The sequence below is a fragment of the Halosimplex pelagicum genome, assembly GCF_013415905.1.
Taxonomy (GTDB): domain Archaea; phylum Halobacteriota; class Halobacteria; order Halobacteriales; family Haloarculaceae; genus Halosimplex; species Halosimplex pelagicum.
In genome coordinates, this window is sequence record NZ_CP058909.1 from 2,005,786 (window position 1) to 2,027,034 (window position 21,249).

The window sequence follows — 21,249 nt, forward strand, 5'->3', positions numbered from 1 at the left end:
GGTTCACGGGTGCCGTCGCGGCCGAAGCGGATCGGCGGGATGGGTTCGGCGTGTCAGCGGGGCGATCCCTGCATAGTTTGGCACGAGGTACAATACCACAGGGCCCGAATTTCCGGTCGTATGTCACCAGTTACACCGGGTGGGGTCCTGTTGCAGGCCACACAGTCCGAGGTGTTCAGCGAGATCAACAACGACGTGTTGCTGTCGTCGTCGCTGTGGGCGAACATCGCGCTCGCGGGGCTGTCGATACTGCTGTTCGTGTACATGGGCAGGAACGTCGAGGGGTCGCGGGCGCGGCTCATCTGGGGTGCAACGCTGATGATCCCCCTGGTGTCGATATCGAGCTACACGGCGCTGGTCTCGGGGCTGACGGTCGGGTTCATCGAGATGCCGGCGGGCCACGCCCTGGCCGGCGAGGAGGTGTTGAGCCAGTGGGGCCGGTATCTGACGTGGGCGCTCTCGACGCCGATGATCCTGCTCGCGCTCGGGCTCCTCGCCGATGCCGATCTCGGGAGCCTGTTCACCGTCATCGCGGCCGACATCGGGATGTGTATCACCGGGCTCGCCGCCGCGCTGGTCACCTCGTCGTACGCGCTCCGCTGGGTGTTCTATGGCATCAGCTGCGCGTTCTTCGTCGCCGTCCTCTACGGGGTGCTCGTCGAGTGGCCCCGTTCGGCGGCGAACGCGGGCACCGGCGAGATATTCGGGACGCTGCGGGCGCTGACGGTCGTGCTGTGGCTGGGCTATCCGGTCGTCTGGGCCGTCGGCGTCGAGGGGCTGGCGCTGGTCCAGTCGGTCGGGCTCACCTCGTGGGCCTACTCGGTGCTGGACATCGGCGCGAAGTATCTCTTCGCGTTCCTGCTGCTCCGGTGGGTCGCCGCGAACGAGCGGACCGTATCCCGGTCGGGCGTCGCCGGCGGCGACCGTGCCGCGCCGGCCGACGACTGAACCGCGGGACCACCCGCTCGTCTGCGAGGGGCGCTGTCACCCCTCTTCGGCCGCCTCGTAGAACTCGCCCTCGTCGAGAACGGGGTCGTCCTCCAGGAACTCGACGCCGCGAGCGGTGGGTTCGACGCCGGTCTCGGCCTCGAACTCCGCCAGCAGGTCGCTCCCCCAGCCCATCCCGGCGACGGCGTCGAACGCCCCGAATAGCTCGGTGAGCATCGGCGCCGGGGGCGCGTGGGCGAACGCGCGGAATCGGAACTGGTGGTCCATCGCGAACCGGTAGAGCACGTCCTGGCCTGCGAGACCGTCCGCGCCCTCGTAGCGCGCGAGTTCGGCCGGGCGGTCGTCGCCGTCCGACCGGTAGAGCACCGCCTCCGTGCAGGTCTCCGTCTCCGAGTCGAACGTCCCGACCGCCGCCCGCTCCCAGCGGTCCGCGCTCTCGACCAGCAGGCCGGGAACGGGGTCGTTCACGAGGACGTAGCAGTACTCGGCGACCCACGCCAGGTCGGCCGCTCGCTCGGTCCCGTCGCCGTCGACGAGGTCGCCGTGGACGCAGTCCTCGCCGTCGTGTACGCCGACCGGGTGGTGGTCGTCGAACCACGCCACCAGCGACTCGCGGGCCGCCTCGTCCGCGCACTCGAACGTGTACGCCGTCCACTCCACGGACTGCCTTCGGGAGTGGCGCGGAAAAACGTTGGCGGCTACGCGCTACGGCGACAGACGCCGCCTGTCGCGAACCGCGGCGAGATCGAGCGGCGCTACGGAGAGAGCCGCTGGCGGTTCGGACCGCGGCGAGATCGAGCGACTCTACGGAGAGAGCCGCTGGCGATCTCGCGGGAAGAGAACGGCCTCGCGGATGTTACCCAGCCCGAGCATCGTCATGACGAGTCGCTCGCCACCGAGGCCCCAGCCGGCGTGAGGCGGCATGCCGTACTTGAACATCTTGGTGTAGTAGTCGAACTGCTCGGGGTCGAGCCCCTGCTGTTCGAACCCCTCGACGAGGTGGTCGTAGCGGTGCTCGCGCTGCCCACCGGAGACCAGTTCCATCGTCGGGTGCATCATGTCGAAGCCCGTCGAGAGCTGCTCGTCGTCGTCGTGGTCCTTGATGTAGAACGGCTTGATCTCGCTGGGCCAGTCGGTGATGAAGTAGTGCTCGCCCACGTCCTGGCCGAGCGCGTGCTCGCCCTCGGTGGGGAGGTCGTCGCCCCAGACGAGCTGTTCGTCGAGCTCGCCCGTCGCGTTGATCCGCTCGATGGCCTCCTCGTAGGTCAGCCGCGGGAAGTCGCCCTCCGGCGCCTCGAACTCGTCCTGGAGGTCGAGCGCTTCGAGCGCGTCCTGACAGTTCTCGGCGACGCCCTCGTAGGCGGCCTTCACGATGGTCTCGCAGGCATCCATCGCTTCGGTGTGGTCGTAGAACGCCGACTCGAAGTCGATGGAGGTGGCCTCGTTGAGGTGGCGGGGCGTGTTGTGCTCCTCGGCGCGGAAGATCGGGCCGATCTCGAAGACGCGTTCGAGGCCGGAGCCGACCATCAGCTGCTTGAACAGCTGCGGGCTCTGGTTCATGAACGCCTCCTGGCCGAAGTAGGTGATCGGGAACAGCTCCGTCCCGCCCTCGGTGCCGGTGGCGACGATCTTCGGCGTGTTGATCTCCGTGGCGTCGAGGTTCCGGAACGCCTCGCGGACCGAGCGGAGGACCTCCGCGCGGATCTCGAAGATGGCCTTGGTCTCGTCCTTGCGGAGGTCCAGCGTCCGGTTGTCTAGCCGCGTCGAGAGGTCGGCGTCGACCTTGCCGGAGGGGTCGAGCGGGAGTTCGGGGTCGGCCTCGGCGACGACGTCGAGCGAGTCGGGGGTGATCTCGACGCCGGTGGGCGCGCGGGGCTCTTCCTCGACGTCGCCGGTGACAGCGACGACGGACTCGCGGTGAACCCCGAGCCCGGTCTCGACGAGGTCGTCGTCCATCTCGTCTTTCTCGAACTTGATCTGGATCTTCCCGGTGCTGTCCCGGAGGATGAGGAAGGCGATGCCACCGAGGTCGCGGATCTCGTGGACCCAGCCGGCGACCGTGACGGTCTCGCCCGGCTCGGCGTCCGCGGTGTAGGTGCGGTCGTCCATGGGAGTGGCTTCTGGGGGGCTCGACTTAAGGACAGTCCTTCGCCGTCACCGGTTGCCACGCCACCGACGGATATTCCCGTCGGTCGGCGGCGTGCGAGCGGCTCGAAAAATCGCGATGGGTTACGACTCGTCGCCGCCGTCGGTGAGGACTTCAACGTCCTCACTTCCCTCCTCGTTGGCGAAATCCGGCAACTCGTCGGCCGATTCGGAGTCGCGCCTCTCGTCTTCGGGTTCACGGTCCCAGACGCGGGAGGTGTATTCGTGGCACATGGTATCACACCATCGGGAGTGCGGGACCGGACTCAGTTGAACCTTGTGGCGGCGCTGGCCGGTGTCGACCGTCGGGAAAGAACGAGCGGTGACCGGAGAGCTACTCGGAGATCGTCGCGGCGGTGGCGTCTTTCGCGCCCTCGACGGTCTCGGCGACGGCGTCGACACCTTCGTCGTGGACGAGGTCGCCGACGACGACGGTGTCGGCGTGGTCGGCCATCGTGTTGGCCGACTCGTAGTCGTGGATGCCGCCGCCGTAGAACAGCGTCGCGTCGGCGAGCGCGTCGGCCGCGGCGGCGACGGTCTCGGGGTCGCCGAAGGTGCCCGAATACTCGGCGTAGACGATCTCCTGGCCGAGCATCCGTTCGCCCACTTCGGCGTAGGCGGCCACGTCCGCCGGATCGAGGTCGCAGTCGGACTGGGTGAGTTTCGCCGCGGCGGAGTCGGGGTTGAGCACGATGTAGCCCTCGGTGAACGTGCGCTCCCAGTCGATGTCGTCGTCGATGCGGACCCACTCCTTCTGGACGCCGGTGAGCCAGGCGATGTCGCCGGCGTTGAGGACCGCGGGCACGAGATAGCCGTCGACGCCGCCGCGGTAGACGACGTTGGCGGGGTTCGACGGCTCGACGTACAGCGGTACGTCGTACTCGGCGCAGGCCTCGACCACGTCGGCCATCTTCTCCTCGGTGACGCCCGTCGTGCCGCCCACCTCGATGGCGTCCGTGCCACAGGTGACGACGTCGGCGTACGTCTCCCCGTCGACCAGATCCTTGTCCGGGTCGACCTTCAGCACGTGATCCCAGTCGTCCCACGGCCTCTGCATACTCCCACACTCCCCGCGGGACGGTAAAACCGCTTCGGATGGGAGGAGCTGCGGGTCTCGGTCGGGGAGTAGGATCTGGCGTGACCGTACTCGACGGTGAGCGTTGAAAATCCGCAACCCGCTCGCTAGCTGGAGACACTACCGCACTCGACGGTGAGCGCTGAAAGCCCTCGGCCCGCTCGCGGTCGCCGAGCGACATATCCGCGCTCTCGACACCGCCCGCGCGGATAGCGGTCGCTCAGACGACTACCAGCGCGAGCGCGCCTCGCCCTTTCAGTCCGCCAGGGTCAGCACCGCACCAGCAACCGCAGACGGCCACGAACCTCCCCAGCCGATTCGCTCGCTTCTCTCGCTCATCCCTCGCGCGGTTTCGTCGCGCCACGGAGGGCGCGACAGCGCGCGCCGGCTTCGACAGGTCGCCGATTTTCGCCGTCAGACCTAACTCGCCGGTGTCCTATCCACGGGTAATGCCAGCGGGCGCACGATTGACGACGGTCGAGGACGTTCGCGACGACGGATCGTTTCTGTTCACGGCGACGAACTCCTTCGACATGGACGAGGAGATCATCGTCGTCCCGTGCGACGAGGAGGTAGCGGCCGACGGCGGCGCGCCGGTGGACGGCGAGGGCGGCGTCGCGGCGTGGATCAACCGCTGCACGCACGAGGCCCAGCGCTTCGACACCGGCCGCGGCGTCCCCATGCGCGACGGCGAGATCATCTGCCCCAAGCACGGGTCGATGTTCGACGCCTGCTCCGGCGAGTGCAACAACGGCGAAGCCGCAGGGACGGCGCTGCCCGACGTGGAGGTGGTCGTCGCGGACGGCGAGGTGTTCCTGGCCGACGACGAGTACACGTTCGAACACGAGGGCGGCATCGACGACGGTGAGGACGGACCGAGTTCGACCAGTCACGTCGGGTTCTGAGGCGCGGTCGACCATCTCCGCAGCCGAACATTTTAACCCAGGGACAGGTCAACCACTCCCCAGGGATGCGACTCGCGAACGTGGCTACGGCCCCGCTGTCGGGTCTGCTCGTCGTCGTCGCGCTGGCGCCCGCGGTCCCGGTCGCGGCGACGCTCCTCGCGGGCGCCCTCGTCGCGACGGCGGTGACGTTCCGGGCCGACACCCACCGGTACGGGGTCGTGGGCGCGCTGTACCTGCTGGGCGTCGGGGCCGCGGTCCTCGCGCTCGCCCGGTTCCCGTTCGCCTGGAAGCGAACGCCCCTGTTCGCGCTGTGGGGCTTCGGGCTGGTGAGCCTCGGGATCTTCTGTCTCCGAGTCGCGCTCGGCGTCGTCGGGCGGCGCGTCCTCGCGCTGGTCGTCGACGACGGCGCCGACAGCGTGTGGGACGCCATCTCGGCGTTCGGCGGGACCCTGGTGATCGCCTGGAGCGTGCTGACCGCCCACGAGAAGGCGGCCCGCTCGGCCGGCGTCGCCGCCGGCGTGTCGACGACGACGGCGCTGGACGCGCTCGGCTACGGCTTCCCCGTCCTCGCCGGCTTCTTCCGGCGCTACCGGGCGTTCGCGGTCGCCGGCCACGAGGTCGTCGTCCCGCTGTGGGCGCTGCGCCACGGCGTCGATGCCACGACGGTGCTGTTCGTCGGCTGTCTCATCGTCGGCTTCCACACGGTCGGGACGCTCGCGGCGACGTGGCGAGCGGTGAGAGACACGACCGGCTACGCGGCCGAACAGACGGGCGATATCGCGGCCGATGCGACCCCGGACGGTGGTGACGCTGACGCCGGTGGTGACCGGGCCGAACGGTGACGCCGGACACTCCTCGGCCGGTCCGGTTGCCGCGACTCGCGCCCGGAGGTTTAAGACGGATAGAGCGCCTACTCCGTCATGAGATGGCGACCCAGCGCCACGGGATCGTGCCCGGCGACGAATCGTCTGTCCACGACGAGCCTCACGTCGAGGGTCGTCGGGTAACGGTCAGAGTCGTTCGGGCCCGCGTCGAAGAGCGCGGCGACGACCCCGAACGAGTCGCCGACCAGCTCGACCTCGATATCGCGAGCGTCTACGAGGCGCTCGCGTACTACCACAACAACCTCGAAGAGATGCGGACCGTCGAACGCCGCCACGAGGACGCCGTCGCCGCCGCGAAACGACGCACCGATATCTCCCCGCCCGACGGCGAATGAGCTATCGGCTCCTGCTCGACGAGAACGTCGAACGAGCCGTCGCCGAACGTCTGCGCGATGCCGGTCACGACGTCGAGCGGGTCGCGGCCGTCCCTGAACTCGGGACGGGAAGCGACGACGAGCACGTCGCGGCCCACGCTCGGGACCGCGACCGCGTGCTCCTGACGTACGACGACGATTTCGTCCCCGCTATCGACGGAACGCCGACGCTGTACGTCCCCGACGAGACGCTCGCGAGCGACGCGGTCGCCGGCATCGTCACGACGATCGCGGCCCACTATCCCCAGTCGGAGATCGACGGCGTGGTCTACGCCGGGTCGAACTGGCTGTGAAAACTGAGTCGGCTAGTCGCTCTCGGCCGGTTCGTCGGCGGGACTCGCGCTCTCGACGAGGTCCTCGTCCTCCGAGGGGCCGCCGTCGGGCCCCTCGTCGTCGTCGCCGGGGTCGACCTCGGGCAACTGGGAGATCCAGTCGCGGATCTGGCCCGCGCTGACCCCCTGGATCTCCGTGGCGAGGCGGTCGGGGTCCACGTCGCGCAGATCCGCGGGCTCGGAGACGCCCGCAGTCTCCAGGCGCTCGGCCGTGGCGGGGCCGACGCCGTCCAGATCCTCCAGGTCGTTGACGGCCTGGCGGGCGCGGTACTCCTCGTAGTTGCAGATGGGACAGCCCAGTTCCCACGGGTCGTCGCCGCTGTGGACGACGAGTTCGGGCAGGTGGTGCTCGTCGCAGTACTCGTCGGTGATCTCGATGTCGCCCCGACGCGGGAGCGGCAGCGAGTAGTCGCAGTCGGGGTAGCGGGTACACCCCACGAGGCGCGAGCCCGAGCGGAGCTTCTTGATGGCGAGATCGCCGCCGTGCTCCTCGCCGCAGTCCGGGCAGACGCCGATGACCTCGTCCTCGGTGTCGTCGGCCTCGTCGGCCTTGCACTGCGGGCAGCCGTGGACGAACGTGTCCCGGCCGGCGAGCATCTTCACGTGGTTCAGCCCGTGTTCCTCGCAGGTGTCTTCGAGGACGAGCGGCTCGCCCGTGCTCGGCAGCGGGAGGGTGTAGCGACACTCGGGGAAGCCGTCGCAGCCGACGAAATACGAACCCTGGCGGCTCTGCCTGACGAGCAGGTCGTGGTCGCTCTCCGGGCAGGGGCCCAGCCGGCGGTCAGCCTTCAGCGACTCCTGGAGGTGGTCGCCGATGTCCTCGCGAGAGTCGCGCAGCTCCTCGAACACCCGGTCGAGCATCTCCCTCGACTCCTCGGTCACGTCGTCGAGCGTCGCCTCGCCGTTGGCGATGGCGGACATGTCCGCCTCCAGCTGGGCGGTCATGTCCTCGCTGACGACCAGGTCGGCGAACTCCTCGGCGGCCTCGACGACGGCCTCGGCCAGCGACGTCGGCCGCGGCGGGTCCGACTCGATGTACCCGCGGTCGTAGAGCTTCTCGATGACGTTGTGGCGGGTCGCCTTCGTCCCGATGCCCATCTCCTCCATCTTCTGGATGAGCCGCGACTGGCCGTACCGGCGGGGCGGCTGGGTCTGCTTGGCTTCGAGTTCCACGTCGGTCACGTCGAGCGCGTCGCCCTCCTCGACGGGCGGGAGGAACGACTCGCTGGCCGACGAGTAGGGGTACACGTCGTGGTAGCCGGCTTCGAGCAGGCGCTTGCCGGTGGCCTTCAGCTGGCAGTCGTTGGCGGCGGCGACGACGCGCAGGTGCTCCCACGTCGCGGCCTCGGCGACCGTCGCGAAGAAGCGGCGGACGACGAGTTCGTACACCTCCCACTCGTCCTCGCCGAGTTCGTCGCGGTCGGGTACCGCGCCGGTCGGGTGGATCGGCGGGTGGTCGGTCGTCTCGTCGTCGCCCTCCGTGGGCTCGACCTCGTCGAGTTCGAGCAGCGACTCGGCGTCGTCGCCGAACTCGTGGGTCATCGTGAACTCGTCGAGCAGCTCCTCGGGGTCCAGGTCCTCCGGGTAGACCGTGTTGTCCGTCCGCGGATAGGTGATGTAACCGGTCGTGTACAGCTCCTCGGCGATGGACATGGCGCGCTGGGCGGAGTAGCCCAGCGACCCCGCGGCGGAGATGAAGGCGGTCGTGTTGAACGGCGCCGGCGGGTTGTCCGTGCGGGTACGCCGGCGGACCGACGTGACCTCGGCGCTCGCGGCCTCGCGCAGCCGTTCGTGGGCCTCGTCGGCGTCGCCCTCGTCCCAGATACGCTCGGCCTCGCTGCCGTCGTCGTCGTAGAAGTACTGCGCCTCGAAAGACTCGCCGTCCTTGGCCAGATCCGCGAACAGTTCCCAGTAGTCGTCGGGCTCGAACGCCTGTATCTCCCGTTCGCGGTCGACGATTAGTTTGAGAGTGGGCGACTGCACCCGGCCGACCGAGATGAAGTCCTCGCCGAGTTGTCGCGCGGACAGCGAGAGGAAACGAGTGAGCGCGGCGCCCCACACGAGGTCGATGATCTGGCGGGCCTCGCCGGCGGCGGCCAGGTCGAAGTCGATGTCGTCGGGCTCGTCGAAGGCGCTCTTCACCTCGCGCTCGGTGATCGAGGAGAACCGGACCCGCTTGACGGGCGCGTCGGTCTCCTCGCGGATGAGCTCGTAGGCCTCCTTGCCGATGAGTTCCCCCTCGCGGTCGTAGTCGGTCGCGATGACGGCCTCGTCGGCCTTGCGGGCCAGTTGCCGGAGGGTGCGGACGATGTTCTCCTGGGTCGGCGACTTGACGATGTCGGCGTCGATCAGCTCGACCGGCTCCACGTCGCGCCAGTCGCTGTACTCCTCGGGGAAGTCGACGCCGACGACGTGGCCCGACAGGCCGACGCAGGTGGTCAGCCCCCACTCGTAGACGTTGACGCCGTTGCGCTGGGTCGTCGTCGCGCTCCCGCCGCTCAGGATCTCCGCGATGCGCCGCGCGGCGTTGTTCTTCTCCGTGATTATCAGTTCCACCGGACGCCACCTCCGGCTCCGCGGCAGTCGGTCATGGGAGTCGATAGGGAGGTCCTCGTCCTAAAGGTTTCGGGCGAAATCGCGGGACAGCGGGCGTGTGCGTGCGATCGAGCGCCCGCGAGCGAGAGCGCGTGTAGGTGCCCGCGAGCGGGTGCGTCGCGCGTGGGCACGTGCGGAGGACTTGCGCTACCGGGACTCGGATGCTACTCCGAGCGCGGGTCTACGCCGCCTGTTCGGCCGCACCGGTAGACTCCGATTCCCGGGGGATCGCACAGGCGGGGTCGTGGCTCGCCCGGATCGCGCTGCCGGTCAGGATGAGGACGCTCGCGGCGAAGAAGAGCCCGCCGACCGGCGACGACGGGTCCATGAAGGCCCAGTAGACCGGCGTCGCGGCCGCGCCGAAGACGGCGCCGGCCGCGCCGTAGACCGCGGGCGCACAGCAGCCGCAGGCGGTCGCGCCGGCGGTGGTCACGGTGCCGACGATCGCCCGCGGGGAGTCGATCGTGCCGCCAGTCGTGAGCTGTCGCGCCGCCAGCGCCGCGTTGCTCGCGACGAGCCCGCCGAGGATGGCCACCAGCAGGAGCGACCCCAGCGAGACGTACCCCGACAGCGGGATCGCGGGGAAATAGAACTCCAGGGCCGGCCAGTAGACCAGCGGCGAGGCGACCTGGTACGGAGTGACGAAGCCCTGGCCCGCGATGTCGGCCGTCAGGTCGGGGTTCATCGAGAGCGTCCCCGCCGAGAACAGGTAGAAGACGCCGAACAGGGCGAAGGTGACGACGGCGGTGAGCGCGGGGACCCGCGCGGTGAGCACCCCCGGGAACGCCGCGCCGGCGTCGCGGTAGAAGACGTAGACCACGGCCAGCGGGACGGCCGCGGCGAGCAGGTAGCCCAGCGGGTTCGTCAGCCCCTCCTGGGGCAGCAGCGTCGGGTAGGCGATCCAGGTCGCCAGCAGGAGGCCCAGGCCGACGTAGCGCGGGCGCTCGGGCCACTTCCAGCGGACGACGACGAGGCTGCCCAGCGCGACGACGATGGCCGAGACGGCGTTGACGACCGGGAACCACTCCGTCCAGTCCGGCGTCGCCTGGGGCGCGATCTGGATCTCGACGAGCCCGATGGTCCCCGCGATGACGAGCACCGCGCCCGCCGAGAGGAGCCCGGCGCCGAACCGGTCGCTTCGCGCCCCGTCGCGCAGCGCCCGAAAGCCGCCGATCCCCGCGACGATCCCGAGGATAGCGACCGCGCCGAGGAGCCAGTGAGGCGTTCCGGCGTGGGTCGTTCCCGCGTGGGCGACGACCGCGTCGAGGCCCCCGATGCCCCGCGCGGCCACCGCGAGCGCCTGGCCGAGGCCGAGTGTCATTGTCGACGCTCGGGCCCGGACGACAAAGGACGTTCTGATACGCGCGTCGAAAGCACGACGATGGCGCCCGGTCGCATCGGGTCCGAGCCGGGAATCCGGGGAGGATTGAAGTCGACGCGCTCGCCAGACGTTCGCGATGAGCGGTGACTCACGGACCGTCGAGATCGGTGACGTGGCGCTCACGCTACCCCACGAGGTCGAGACGGTCGTCGAACACGGTGACCTCCTCGTCGTGTTGCTCGACACGCTCACCCCGCTCGCGGCCGCCGACCGCGGCGAACGCGACGCTCCCGTCCCGCTCGCCGACCGGAACGTACTGGGGTTCGACTCGCGCGGGACGCTCCGCTGGCACGTCGAACCCGTGTCCGAAGGTGACCCGTACGTATCGCTGGTCGACGACGACGGGCGGCTCCGCTGTGGCAACTGGCGCGGCTACGACTGTGTGGTCGATCCCTCGACGGGCGAGCTGACCGACGTGACGTTCACGAAGTGAGCGTGCCGATCGCGCCGACAGCGACGCCCGCCGCATTTCGGCGATAGCGATCCCCGAGACGACAAAACCGATGTGAGTACTCCCGGACGTGACGGGACCCGGACCGGGGGAGTCAGTCTCCGGCGAGCCCGTTCGCGCTTACCCGTCCAGTTCCTCGCGGAGCGACTGGTTCACGTCACCGGGGTCCGCCGACCCGCCGGTCTTGCCCATCACCTGCCCGACGAGGAAGTTGATGGCGCCGTCGTCGCCGTCGTGGTAGTCCGCGACGGCGTCGGGGTTCTCCTCGATGGCTTCCTCGACCGCCTGCCGGACCTCGTCGCCGCTGGTCTTGCCCAGGTCCTCCCGGTCGACGATCTCCGTCGGCGCGTCGCCGTCGTCGAGCATCTCCCGAAGCACGGTCTCGCGGGCGTTCTTCGTCGTGATCTCGTCTTCCGCCACCAGCTCGACCAGCCGCTCGATCTCGTCGAAGCGGTCGTCGACGTCGGTGATCGCCATGTCGCGGTAGTTCAGCTCGCCCAGCAGCTCGTCGGCGACCCACGTCGCAGCCAGGCCCGGGTCGAAGCGCTCGGCCACGTCCTCGAAGAAGTCGGCGACCTCCTTCGTGCTCGTGAGTTTGTCCGCGGACTCCTCGTCGAGGCCGTACTCCTCGCGGAAGCGCTCGCGGCGGGCGTCCGGGAGTTCCGGAATCGACAGCCGCTCCTTCCAGTCGCTCACTTTCAGCGGCGGGAGGTCGGCCTCGCGGAAGTACCGGTAGTCCTTCTCCTCCTCCTTCGAGCGCATCGAGAGGGTGACGCCCTTGGACTCGTCCCAGTGGCGGGTCTCCTGCTCGACGACGCGGCCGCGCTGGATGGCGTTGCGCTGGCGGGTCTCCTCGTAGGCCAGCGCCTTCTCGGCGCCCTTGTGGCTGGAGATGTTCTTGACCTCCGTGCGGTTGGCCGACTCCAGCGCCTCCTCCCCGATGGAGCCGTCCGCCGCGACCTCCTCGCCCTCGACGATCGAGAGGTTGGCGTCCACCCTGAGAGAGCCGTCGCGGGTGGCGTCGAAGATGCCGAGGTATTCGAGCACCTCGGTGAGTTTCGCGAGGAACGACCGCACCTCGTCGGGCGAGCGGAAGTCCGGCTCGGTGACGATCTCCATCAGGGGCGTGCCCGCGCGGTTGTAGTCGACCAGCGTGTAGTCGGCGGTGTCGATGGAGCCGCCCTTGTGCTGGAGGCTGCCCGGGTCCTCCTCCAGATGGGCGCGGCGAACGGACACCGACCGGCGCTCGCCCTCGACGGAGAACTCCAGTTCGCCGTCCTGGCAGACCGGGGCGTCGTACTGGGTGATCTGGAAGTTCTTGGGGAGGTCGGGGTAGTAGTAGTTCTTCCGGTGGAAGTTCGTCTCCTCGGGGATGGTGGCGTCGATGGCCTTGCCGACCTTGACGGCGGCCTCGACGGCGCCCTCGTTGACGACCGGGAGCGCGCCGGGCAGGCCCAGACACACCGGGCAGGTGTGGGTGTTGGGCTCGTCGTCGCCCACGTCGGTCGAACAGCCGCAGAATATCTTGGTGTCCGTCTCCAGCTGGACGTGGACCTCCAGTCCGATGACGGTCGCGAGGTCCCCCGTCTCGACGGCTTGTGCGGTCATTACCCGCGATTCGGTGGCGCCCGGCTAAAGGCTAACGACCACGCGCGGCGGCGACGGGTACCGGCGTCGCGGCCGGAGTTCGGCTCGACGGACCGGACTCGGACCGGTCGACTCGGTCCACTCGGGCGGGCGCCGCGAGTAGGCGGCTCCTATCAGGATCGGTGCGAATGTCTGACGTAGGTTTATGACGGGGGAAGCCACTCGTAGTGATATGTGCGGTAACCGAGTCGAGGAGCTCGAATCACGCGTTAAGGAACTCGAGGCGTCCGTCGAGGGGCTGACGGACGAACTCGTCGAGTGCAAGGTCCGCCTCCGCGAGCTGGAGAACGCGGTCGACGAGGACATCGGGTTCACCCCCGACGAGGCCGCCGAACCGTCGGAATCTCCAGACGAAGTCGAGGCCGATAGGACTAAAACCGAGGCTACCGAGGAAGACGATAGCACGGAGAGCGGTCCCGGCGACATCATCATCGCCTAGACCGGCTCTCTACCGCGAGCGACCATGCACATCAAAGAGCTCGTCCTTGACAACTTCAAGAGTTTCGGCCGGAAGACTCGCATCCCCTTCTACGAGGACTTCACCACCGTCAGCGGCCCCAACGGCTCCGGTAAGTCCAACATAATCGACGCAGTGCTGTTCGCGCTGGGGCTGGCGCGGACCTCCGGCATCCGCGCCGAGAAACTGACAGACCTGATCTACAACCCCGGCCACGCCGACGACGACGCCGGCACCGGCGGCGAACGCGAGGCCAGCGTCGAGGTCATCCTCGCCAACGACGACGGCACACTCTCCCGGTCGCAGGTCGTCACCGCCGCCGGCACCGAGAACGTCGGCGACGTGGACGAAATTTCGATACGCCGTCGCGTCAAGGAGACCGACGACAACTACTATTCGTACTACTACATCAACGGCCGCTCGGTCAACCTCTCTGACATCCGCGACCTCCTCGCGCAGGCGGGCGTCACGCCCGAGGGCTACAACGTCGTCATGCAGGGCGACGTGACCGAGATCATCAACATGACCCCCGGCGCCCGCCGGGAGATCATCGACGAGATCGCCGGCGTCGCCGAGTTCGACCAGAAGAAAGAATCCGCCTTCGAGGAACTGGAGGTCGTCGAGGAGCGCATCGAGGAGGCCGAGCTCCGAATCGAGGAGAAGGAGACCCGCCTCGACCAGCTCTCGGAGGAACGCGAGACCGCCCTGGAGTACCAGGACCTGCGCGAGGAGAAAGGCGAGTACGAGAGCTACCGCAAGGCCGCCGAGCTAGAGGACAAGCGCGAGGAACTCACCGCGGCCACCGACGCCGTCGAGGAACTCGAATCGGAACTCGAGGACCTCCAGCTGGAACTCGACGAACGGCAGGGCCGCGTCGTCCGGCTGGACGAGGAGCTCGACGAGCTCAACGCCGAGATCGAGCGCAAGGGCGAGGACGAACAGCTCGCCATCAAACGGGAGATGGAGGAGGTCAAGGGCGATATCTCCCGGCTGGAGGACAAGATCGAGTCGGCCGAGGAGACCATCGAGGACGCCGAGAACGAGCGCCGCCAGGCGTTCGTCGAGATCGACCGCAAACAGGAGACCATCGACGACCTCGAATCGGACATCCGCGAGACGAAGGTCTCCAAGTCCTCGCTGACGGCCGACGTACAGGAGAAGGAGTCCGAGCTCGAAGAGGTGCAGGCTCGCATCGACGAGGTCGGCGAGGAGTTCGAGGAGGTCAAAGACGAGCTGGAGGAGAAACGCGAGCGTCTGGAGGGCCTGAAATCCGAGCGCAACGACCTCCAGCGCGAGCAGGACCGCCTGCTCGACGAGGCCCGGCGGCGGTCGAACGAGCAGCGGGAGACCGAGTCCGAGATCGAGGAGCTGGAGGAGCGGATCCCCGAGATCGAGGCCGAGATCGACGACCTAGAGGGCGAACTGGAGAAGGCCCGGAAGAATCAGGAGACCATCGCCGAGGTGGTTTCGGACCTGAAAGACGAACGGCGCGAGCTACAGGACGACCTGGACGACATCGAGGACGAGCTGACGGCCAAACAGCAGGAGTACGCCGAGCTGGAGGCGAAGGCCGGCCAGGACGGCGACTCCTCGTACGGGCGCGCGGTGACGACCATCCTCAACGGCGGGATCGACGGCGTCCACGGGACGGTCGGCCAGCTCGGCGGCGTCGACCCGGAGTACGCGGTGGCCTGCGAGACCGCGGCCGGGGGCCGTCTGGCGCACGTCGTCGTCGACGACGACGGCATCGGCCAGCAGTGTATCGACTACCTGAAATCCCGCGGCGCGGGCCGGGCGACGTTCCTGCCGATCACGCAGATGCAGAACCGCTCGCTGCCGAGCCTGCCGAGCCACGACGGCGTCGTCGACTTCGCCGCCAACCTCGTCGACTACGACAGCGAGTACGCGGGCATCTTCTCGTACGTTCTCGGCGACACCCTCGTCGTCGACGACATGGAGACCGCCCGGGACCTGATGGGCGACTTCCGGATGGTCACGCTGGAGGGCGACCTCGCCGAGAAGTCCGGTGCCATGACCGGCGGTTCCTCGAAGGGCACCCGCTACTCCTTCTCCGGGGGCCAGGGCCAGCTCGAACGCATCGCCGCCAACATCAACGACCTCGAAGACGAGCGCCAGTCCGTCCGCGAGGACCTGCGGGACGTGGAGGACCGCCTCGACGACGCCCGCGACAAGGAATCGGACGCCGCCGAGCAGGTCCGCGACATCGAGACGGACATCGAACGGCGCGAGACCGAACGCGAGGAAGTCCGCGAGAAGATTTCGGACCTCGAAGACCGGCTGGAAGAGATCGAGGGCGAGCGCGACGAGGTGTCCGAGGACATGGACGCCATCGAGGCCGACATCGAGGCCAAGACCGCCGAGGTCGACGAGCTGGAAGGTGAGATCGACGAACTGGAGAGCGAAGTCGAGGACTCGGAGCTGCCGGACCTGACGAGTCGCGCCGACGAGATCAACGCCGCCATCGACGAGCTGGAGGCCCAGATCGACGACCTGGACGGCGAGCTGAACGAGCTGCAGCTGGAGAAGGAGTACGCCGAGGACGCCATCGACGACCTGCAGGAGAAGATCGAGTCGGCGCAGAACCGCAAGGCGAAACACCAGGAGCGCATCGAGGGCTTCGAGAGCGAGATCGCCGAGAAGGAGGAGGTCCTCGAGGAGAAGGAGGAGGCGGTCGCCGAACTCGAATCCGAGCTGGCCGACCTCAAGGACGAGCGCGAGGACCTCAAGGCGGACCTCAAGGAGGCCCGCGCCGAGCGCGACGAGAAGAAGGAGGCGGTCGGTGCGGTCGAGAGCGACCTCGACGAACGGCGCGACGAGGCCGACCGGTTAGAGTGGGAGGTCGACGAGCTCGAGGCCGCGGTCGGCGACTACGACCCCGAGGAGATCCCCGACCACGACGAGGTCGAGTCGGAGATCGCCCGCCTCGAAGGCGAGATGGAGGCGCTGGAGCCGGTGAACATGCTCGCCATCGAGGAGTACGACCGCGTCGAGGACGAACTCGACGATCTGGAGGACAAGAAGGGGACCCTGGTCGAGGAGGCCGAGGGCATCCGCGACCGGATCGACCGCTACGAGCAGAACAAGAAGGAGACGTTCATGGAGGCCTACGACGCCATCGACGAGCAGTTCCGTGACATCTTCGAGCGGCTGTCGAACGGCAGCGGCCAGCTCCACTTGGAGAACGAGGAGGACCCCTTCGAGGGCGGCCTGACGATGAAGGCACAGCCCGCGGACAAGCCGATCCAGCGGCTCAACGCCATGTCCGGCGGGGAGAAGTCGCTGACCGCGCTCGCGTTCATCTTCGCCATCCAGCGGCACAACCCCGCGCCGTTCTACGCGCTCGACGAGGTCGACGCCTTCCTCGACGCGAAGAACGCCGACCTGGTCGGCGAGATGGTCGACGAACTTGCCGGGAAGGCGCAGTTCGTCGTCGTCAGCCACCGCTCGGCGATGCTCGAACGCTCCGAGCGGGCCATCGGCGTGACGATGCAGGGCGACAACATCTCCGCGGTGACGGGTATCGACCTCAGTTCCGAGGGGGTGCCGGCGGATGACTAGCGAGTCGCGCAGCGACTCGAAGGATTCGAGCGGGGAGGAGCGGAGCGACGACCCGCGAGATAGCGAGACCTCGGAGACGCCGCAGGCGTCGGGGGAGACCTCGGAGAAGTCGAGCGGGGAGGAACGGAGTGACGACCCGCGAGACAGCGTGGACGACGACATCCCGCTGAACATCGCCGGTCACGAAGACCGGACGCCGCCCGGCGAAGACGCCGACGACCCGTTCGGCGAAGCCGACGGCGACGACGAGTCGGACGGGAACGCCGGCGAGGCGGCGACCGGCGACCTTGTCACCGGCGACCCGTCGGTGGACGGCCAGCCGGACCCGACGGTCGACGAGGAGGCCGACGCGGCCGCCTCGACCGCCGGGGACGGGGGCGAGAACGACGACGAGGAGAACGTCGAGCCGGTCGAGGTGCTCGTCAATCTCGCGGAGGACGGCGAGATCGACCCGTGGGACATCGACATCGTCGCGGTGACGGACAAGTTCCTTGACCGCCTCGACGAGGGTGACCTCCGGACCTCGGGTCGGGCGCTGTTCTACGCGAGCGTCCTCCTGCGGATGAAGAGCGACGCGATGCTCGACGACGGGAGCGACGAGGAGGAGGAACCGTGGGAGGAGCCCTGGGAGCAGGGCGGCGAGATGGCCGACGACGGCTTCGAGGGGCCGGACCCCTTCGCCGCGCTGGAGTCGGAGATGGACCGCCGGCTGGAGCGGCGGCGCGCCCGCGGGATGCCCCAGACGCTCGACGAACTCGTCCGGGACCTGCGCGAGGCCGAGCGGGACAACTGGTGGAAGGAGTCCCGGGAGTACGACACTAGCGACTCGCCGGGCGGCTTCGACCGCGGCACGCAGGAGCTGGACTACCGCAGCGGCGACGACTTCCGGATGGACGAGGAGCCCAGCGCCGCCGACGTGACCGACACCGCCCACGAGGAACACGTCGACGAGATCATCGACGACGTCCACGACGCGCTGCGCGAGCAGTACGACAAGGGCCGCGACGAGGTGCTGTACCGCGAAATCTCCGACACCGGCGGCTCGCGCGTGCTCACCTTCCTCGGCCTGCTCTTCCTGGCCCACCGCGGCCACGTCCGCCTCACCCAGGACGAGATGTTCGGCGACCTGTGGGTGCAGGACCCCAACGCGGCCACCGGCTCCGAGGAAGCCGTCGCGGACTGACGCCGTCGTCGCCCGCTTTCTACCGATACCGACCGAACAGCGACGCCGCCGACCGTCCTCGACTACCTCGACGAAACACTTATCCGCCCCTTCGTCGTATGTTAACGTTGATCATGACTCCGACCAAATTCCGGGAGCGCCTGGAGGAGGCCGACGGGGAAGTCGACATCGAGGCCTTCTACGGGGCGCTCCGGTACGTCCGCGACGACGGGCGAGGGCGTCGCGAGCGCCGTCGCTGATCGGCCCGGGATCGAGGGGGAGGGAGCCGTCTCCGAGCGACGCGTCGGTGTACGCTTCGACGTTGTGACGGTATCGGAACAGCGCCGCGGCCCGTCCGAATCCGGTCCCGGCGTCGCCACCTGCGGACTCTGGTCGGCGGCTATCGAGCGGTTACCGGGCGGTCGCGGGTTCCCTGCGTATACCCTGCGGATCCGCTCGCAATCGGGCGGTCCGCGAGCGCGAGTAAGCGGTCGTTGCGCTCGCGTCGACGCGAGAAAGCGGCTCATAGTTAACGAAACACACGCCGGACGAGCGTACATGAACCTCGCCGTGATCGGCTTCGGTAACGCCGGTGGGAAGGTCGTGGACAAACTGCTCGCGTTCGAGTCGAACACGGGCCGGTCGCTGTGTCGGTTCGCGCTCGCGGTCAACTCCGCCGAGATCGACCTCGCCAAGCTCGACTACGTCCCGCGGGACAACCGCATCCTCATCGGCCAGACCGACCAGCGCGTCAAGGGCCGCGGCGCCGGCGCCGACCCCGAGGTCGGCGCGACCATCGCGCGCCAGGACCACCACGAGATCGAGCGCGCCATGGACGGCGTGCCGATCCACGACATCGACGGCTTCCTGGTCGTCGCCGGTCTCGGCGGCGGCACCGGCTCCGGCGGCGCGCCCGTCCTCGCCGAGACCCTGAGCGACCGCTACGCCGAACCGGTGTACGGCCTGGGCGTGCTCCCCAGCGCCGACGAGGGCGGCCGCCCCGCGTTCAACGCCGCCCGGTCGCTGACCTCCTTCACTGAGGCCACCGAGAACCTCGTCCTGTTCGACAACGACACCTGGCGCCAGCACGGCGACTCCGTCGAGATGGGCTACGACCGCACCAACGAAGAGATCGCCCGCCGCGTCGTCACCCTGCTGGCCGCGGGGGAACTCGACGGCTCCCAGATCTCCGAAGCGGCCATGGACTCCTCGGACGTGAAGCGCACCCTCGCCACCGGCGGCGTCAGCTCCATCGCCTTCGCCTCCTCCGGCCTCGAATCGGGCACTCGCGAGGAGAAGGGGCTCATCAGTCGGTTCACGAACGGCCACGACGAGGACCGCGACGACGGCGACCTCACGATGAAGGTCCACGGCCTCGTCCGCAAGGCCGTCAAGTCCCGGCTGACGATCCCCGCCGAGATCGACTCCGCCGAGCGCTCGCTGATCGTCGTCTCCGGCCCGCCCTCGGAGTTCTCTCAGAAGGGCATGCGCCGCGCCCGCGAGTGGCTCGAACGCGAGACCGACAGCGTCGAGATCCTGGCCGGCGACGACCCCCGCGAGGGCGCCGACAGGCTGTCGGTCGCGGTGTTGCTCTCGAACGTCACGCGGGTCGACCGCATCGACGCCCTCCAGGACCAGGCCGTCGACGCCAAGTCCAACATCCAGCAGCAGGCCGACACCCGCGAGGACGAGATCAACGACCTCATCACCGACGACGGCGGCGAACTCGACCCGATCTGAAGATGTCTATCGATTCGCTTCCGGATCGAGATTCGACGGGAGCGTGACCGCCAGCACCGCGACCGCAGACCGCGGGGACGATCGGGCGACCGCGAACAGCGTGAAAGCCCCCGCTCGCTCCGGTCGAGGGGCTTGCTGCGCGCTTCGCTCACTGCGTTCGCTCCAGTGCTTACGTCGCCCGTCTTCCCGGAGCGAGCGGCCCCTTTCATTCCCACCCGCATAGACCGTTCAACAGGAGAAACGGGCGGGAATGAAAGGGGCGACGCGTTCGACGAACCCCGGTGACGCAAGCACCGCAGGCCGAAGGCCGAGGAGCACAGCGAACCGCGGGAGTCGAACGCGTCGGGGCTTTCACGCTGTTTGCGGCACCAGCGGACGCAGGGTGTGGTGCGGTCGCGGTCGGGATAGCAGCGACTAAATTCCCTCACGCACACCCGGCTCTTTATTGCGGACGTGACCGACAACAGAGCACATGACCGAGACCCGTCGCGTCCAGCTCGTCGACGCGTTCACGACGGAACCGATGGCCGGCAACCCGGCGGGGGTCGTCCCCGAGGCGGCCGACCTCGCCGACGACCAGATGGGAGCCATCGCGTCGGAACTCGGCGCGAGCGAGACGGCGTTCGTCCTCCCGAGCGAGGAGGCCGACCACCGGCTGCGCTACTTCACGCCCGAGCGCGAGGTCGACCTCTGCGGCCACGCCAGCGTCGCCGCGTTCGCGTCGCTGTCCGACCGCGGGGCGATCGACGACGGCGAGTACACCGTCGAGACCGAGGTCGGCGTCCTCGACGTCGAAGTCGAACCCGACGGCACCGTCTGGCTCACCCAGTCACCGCCCGAGATCCGCGAGGTCGACGTGTCGCTGGAGGACGCGGCCGACGCGCTCGGCCTCGACACCCCGGCGCTGTCGGAGGTCGGCGAGGACCTCCCCATCGCCCGCGCCTCGACCGGCCTGCCGTTCCTCGTCGTCCCGGTGGGCTACTTCGAACAGCTCTCGGCGATCGACCCCGACCTCGACGCCGTCGAGAAGCTCTGCAAGGCGAACGGCGCCGAGGGGCTGTACGCCTTCACGTTCGACACGCTGGAGGGCGACGCGACCCTGCACGGGCGGTCGTTCGCGCCGCTTGCGGGCATCCCCGAGGACCCCGTCACGGGGACCGCCAGCGGCGCGGTGGGCGCGTATCTGCGCTATCAGGCCGCTCTAGACGCCGAGGACCCGCTGGTGTTCGAGCAGGGTCACTTCCTCGACCGCCCGGGCCGGGTGCTAGTCGACACGCGCGAGGGCGAGGAGGGCGCGACGGCGCCCCGCGTCGGCGGCCGCGCGGTCACGACGCTCGACGGCGACCTCACGGTCCCCGAGTCGGACGAGGACGACATCATCGAAGCGTAGCCCGCGACCGCCGACGCGGCCGGACGCCTGCGAGCGGTGTTCGTCCCCGCCGGACCGCTGACGTGCGAGCGGTGACCGTGGGAGGGCGCCACAAGTACTCGGAAGCGAAACAATTTTCGATAGAACGGCGTCGTTACCGCCTCTAGCGCAAGATATTTATCGGTATCAGTGCCGGAAAGTTCTT

General features: G+C 68.7%; 19 protein-coding genes. 12 read left to right on the forward strand and 7 right to left on the reverse strand.

Annotated features, from left to right (window positions below):
* Nucleotides 1-120 precede the first annotated feature (120 nt).
* Nucleotides 121-948, forward strand: a complete 828-nt coding sequence (locus tag HZS54_RS09860; protein ID WP_179922366.1) for a bacteriorhodopsin — start codon at nucleotides 121-123, stop codon at nucleotides 946-948.
* A 36-nt stretch (nucleotides 949-984) separates the two neighbouring features.
* On the opposite strand, the gene HZS54_RS09865 is transcribed toward HZS54_RS09860, so the two are convergent.
* The 4 genes from HZS54_RS09865 to HZS54_RS09880 all read right to left on the reverse strand — a co-directional run bounded on the left by HZS54_RS09865 (nucleotide 985) and on the right by HZS54_RS09880 (nucleotide 4,150).
* A complete protein-coding gene (locus tag HZS54_RS09865; RefSeq protein WP_179922368.1) occupies nucleotides 985-1,608 on the reverse strand; it encodes a hypothetical protein in 624 nt (207 codons plus the stop codon).
* A 144-nt stretch (nucleotides 1,609-1,752) separates the two neighbouring features.
* On the reverse strand, nucleotides 1,753-3,057 hold the full coding sequence (gene aspS / locus HZS54_RS09870) for an aspartate--tRNA(Asn) ligase (protein WP_179922370.1): 1,305 nt from the start codon (nucleotides 3,055-3,057) through the stop codon (nucleotides 1,753-1,755).
* A gap of 120 nt (nucleotides 3,058-3,177) precedes the next feature.
* The gene (locus HZS54_RS09875; RefSeq protein WP_179922372.1) at nucleotides 3,178-3,327 is read right to left on the reverse strand and encodes a hypothetical protein; all 150 of its coding nucleotides are present in this window, start codon (nucleotides 3,325-3,327) and stop codon (nucleotides 3,178-3,180) included.
* A gap of 100 nt (nucleotides 3,328-3,427) precedes the next feature.
* Nucleotides 3,428-4,150: a phosphoglycerol geranylgeranyltransferase gene (locus HZS54_RS09880; RefSeq protein ID WP_179922374.1), complete on the reverse strand. Its 723-nt coding sequence runs from the start codon at nucleotides 4,148-4,150 to the stop codon at nucleotides 3,428-3,430.
* Between the two features lie 467 nt (nucleotides 4,151-4,617).
* On the opposite strand from HZS54_RS09880, the gene HZS54_RS09885 reads away from it, so the two are divergent.
* The 4 genes from HZS54_RS09885 (at nucleotide 4,618) to HZS54_RS09900 (ending at nucleotide 6,624) form a co-directional block, all read left to right on the forward strand.
* A complete protein-coding gene (locus tag HZS54_RS09885; protein ID WP_179922376.1) occupies nucleotides 4,618-5,073 on the forward strand; it encodes a Rieske (2Fe-2S) protein in 456 nt (151 codons plus the stop codon).
* A 65-nt stretch (nucleotides 5,074-5,138) separates the two neighbouring features.
* On the forward strand, nucleotides 5,139-5,915 hold the full coding sequence (locus tag HZS54_RS09890) for a hypothetical protein (protein ID WP_179922378.1): 777 nt from the start codon (nucleotides 5,139-5,141) through the stop codon (nucleotides 5,913-5,915).
* Nucleotides 5,916-5,998: 83 nt separating this feature from the next.
* A complete protein-coding gene (locus HZS54_RS09895) occupies nucleotides 5,999-6,292 on the forward strand; it encodes a DUF433 domain-containing protein (protein WP_179922380.1) in 294 nt (97 codons plus the stop codon).
* Nucleotides 6,289-6,624, forward strand: a complete 336-nt coding sequence (locus HZS54_RS09900) for a DUF5615 family PIN-like protein (RefSeq protein WP_179922382.1) — start codon at nucleotides 6,289-6,291, stop codon at nucleotides 6,622-6,624. The genes HZS54_RS09895 and HZS54_RS09900 overlap by 4 nt, the downstream gene beginning before the upstream one ends.
* A 12-nt stretch (nucleotides 6,625-6,636) precedes the next feature.
* Here HZS54_RS09900 and HZS54_RS09905 read toward each other — a convergent pair whose 3' ends face one another.
* Entirely contained in the window at nucleotides 6,637-9,219 is a 2,583-nt protein-coding gene (locus tag HZS54_RS09905; protein WP_179922384.1) for a DNA topoisomerase I, read from the reverse strand.
* A gap of 220 nt (nucleotides 9,220-9,439) precedes the next feature.
* The gene (locus tag HZS54_RS09910; RefSeq protein ID WP_179922386.1) at nucleotides 9,440-10,579 is read right to left on the reverse strand and encodes a hypothetical protein; all 1,140 of its coding nucleotides are present in this window, start codon (nucleotides 10,577-10,579) and stop codon (nucleotides 9,440-9,442) included.
* Nucleotides 10,580-10,715: 136 nt separating this feature from the next.
* Between HZS54_RS09910 and HZS54_RS09915 the strand changes: the two genes are divergently transcribed.
* Nucleotides 10,716-11,072, forward strand: coding sequence for a DUF7957 family protein (locus HZS54_RS09915; protein WP_179922388.1), 357 nt, complete (start codon nucleotides 10,716-10,718; stop codon nucleotides 11,070-11,072).
* Nucleotides 11,073-11,210: 138 nt separating this feature from the next.
* On the opposite strand, the gene gatB is transcribed toward HZS54_RS09915, so the two are convergent.
* Complete coding sequence (gene gatB / locus HZS54_RS09920) at nucleotides 11,211-12,698, reverse strand: Asp-tRNA(Asn)/Glu-tRNA(Gln) amidotransferase subunit GatB (protein ID WP_179922390.1); 1,488 nt, start codon at nucleotides 12,696-12,698, stop codon at nucleotides 11,211-11,213.
* 211 nt (nucleotides 12,699-12,909) lie between these two features.
* Here gatB and HZS54_RS09925 point away from each other — a divergent pair, with 211 nt between their 5' ends.
* From HZS54_RS09925 to HZS54_RS09945, 6 genes are all read left to right on the forward strand, one after another.
* Nucleotides 12,910-13,176 (forward strand): DUF7518 family protein, encoded by a 267-nt coding sequence (locus tag HZS54_RS09925; RefSeq protein ID WP_179922392.1) that lies wholly within the window; start codon nucleotides 12,910-12,912, stop codon nucleotides 13,174-13,176.
* A 24-nt stretch (nucleotides 13,177-13,200) separates the two neighbouring features.
* A complete protein-coding gene (gene smc / locus HZS54_RS09930; RefSeq protein WP_179922394.1) occupies nucleotides 13,201-16,773 on the forward strand; it encodes a chromosome segregation protein SMC in 3,573 nt (1,190 codons plus the stop codon).
* On the forward strand, nucleotides 16,766-17,956 hold the full coding sequence (locus HZS54_RS09935) for a segregation and condensation protein A (protein ID WP_179922395.1): 1,191 nt from the start codon (nucleotides 16,766-16,768) through the stop codon (nucleotides 17,954-17,956). The genes smc and HZS54_RS09935 overlap by 8 nt, the downstream gene beginning before the upstream one ends.
* A gap of 113 nt (nucleotides 17,957-18,069) precedes the next feature.
* A complete protein-coding gene (locus HZS54_RS26445; RefSeq protein ID WP_281377745.1) occupies nucleotides 18,070-18,195 on the forward strand; it encodes a hypothetical protein in 126 nt (41 codons plus the stop codon).
* 298 nt (nucleotides 18,196-18,493) lie between these two features.
* On the forward strand, nucleotides 18,494-19,675 hold the full coding sequence (locus tag HZS54_RS09940) for a tubulin/FtsZ family protein (RefSeq protein ID WP_179922396.1): 1,182 nt from the start codon (nucleotides 18,494-18,496) through the stop codon (nucleotides 19,673-19,675).
* Between the two features lie 472 nt (nucleotides 19,676-20,147).
* Complete coding sequence (locus HZS54_RS09945) at nucleotides 20,148-21,065, forward strand: PhzF family phenazine biosynthesis protein (protein WP_179922397.1); 918 nt, start codon at nucleotides 20,148-20,150, stop codon at nucleotides 21,063-21,065.
* Nucleotides 21,066-21,249: the final 184 nt, after the last annotated feature.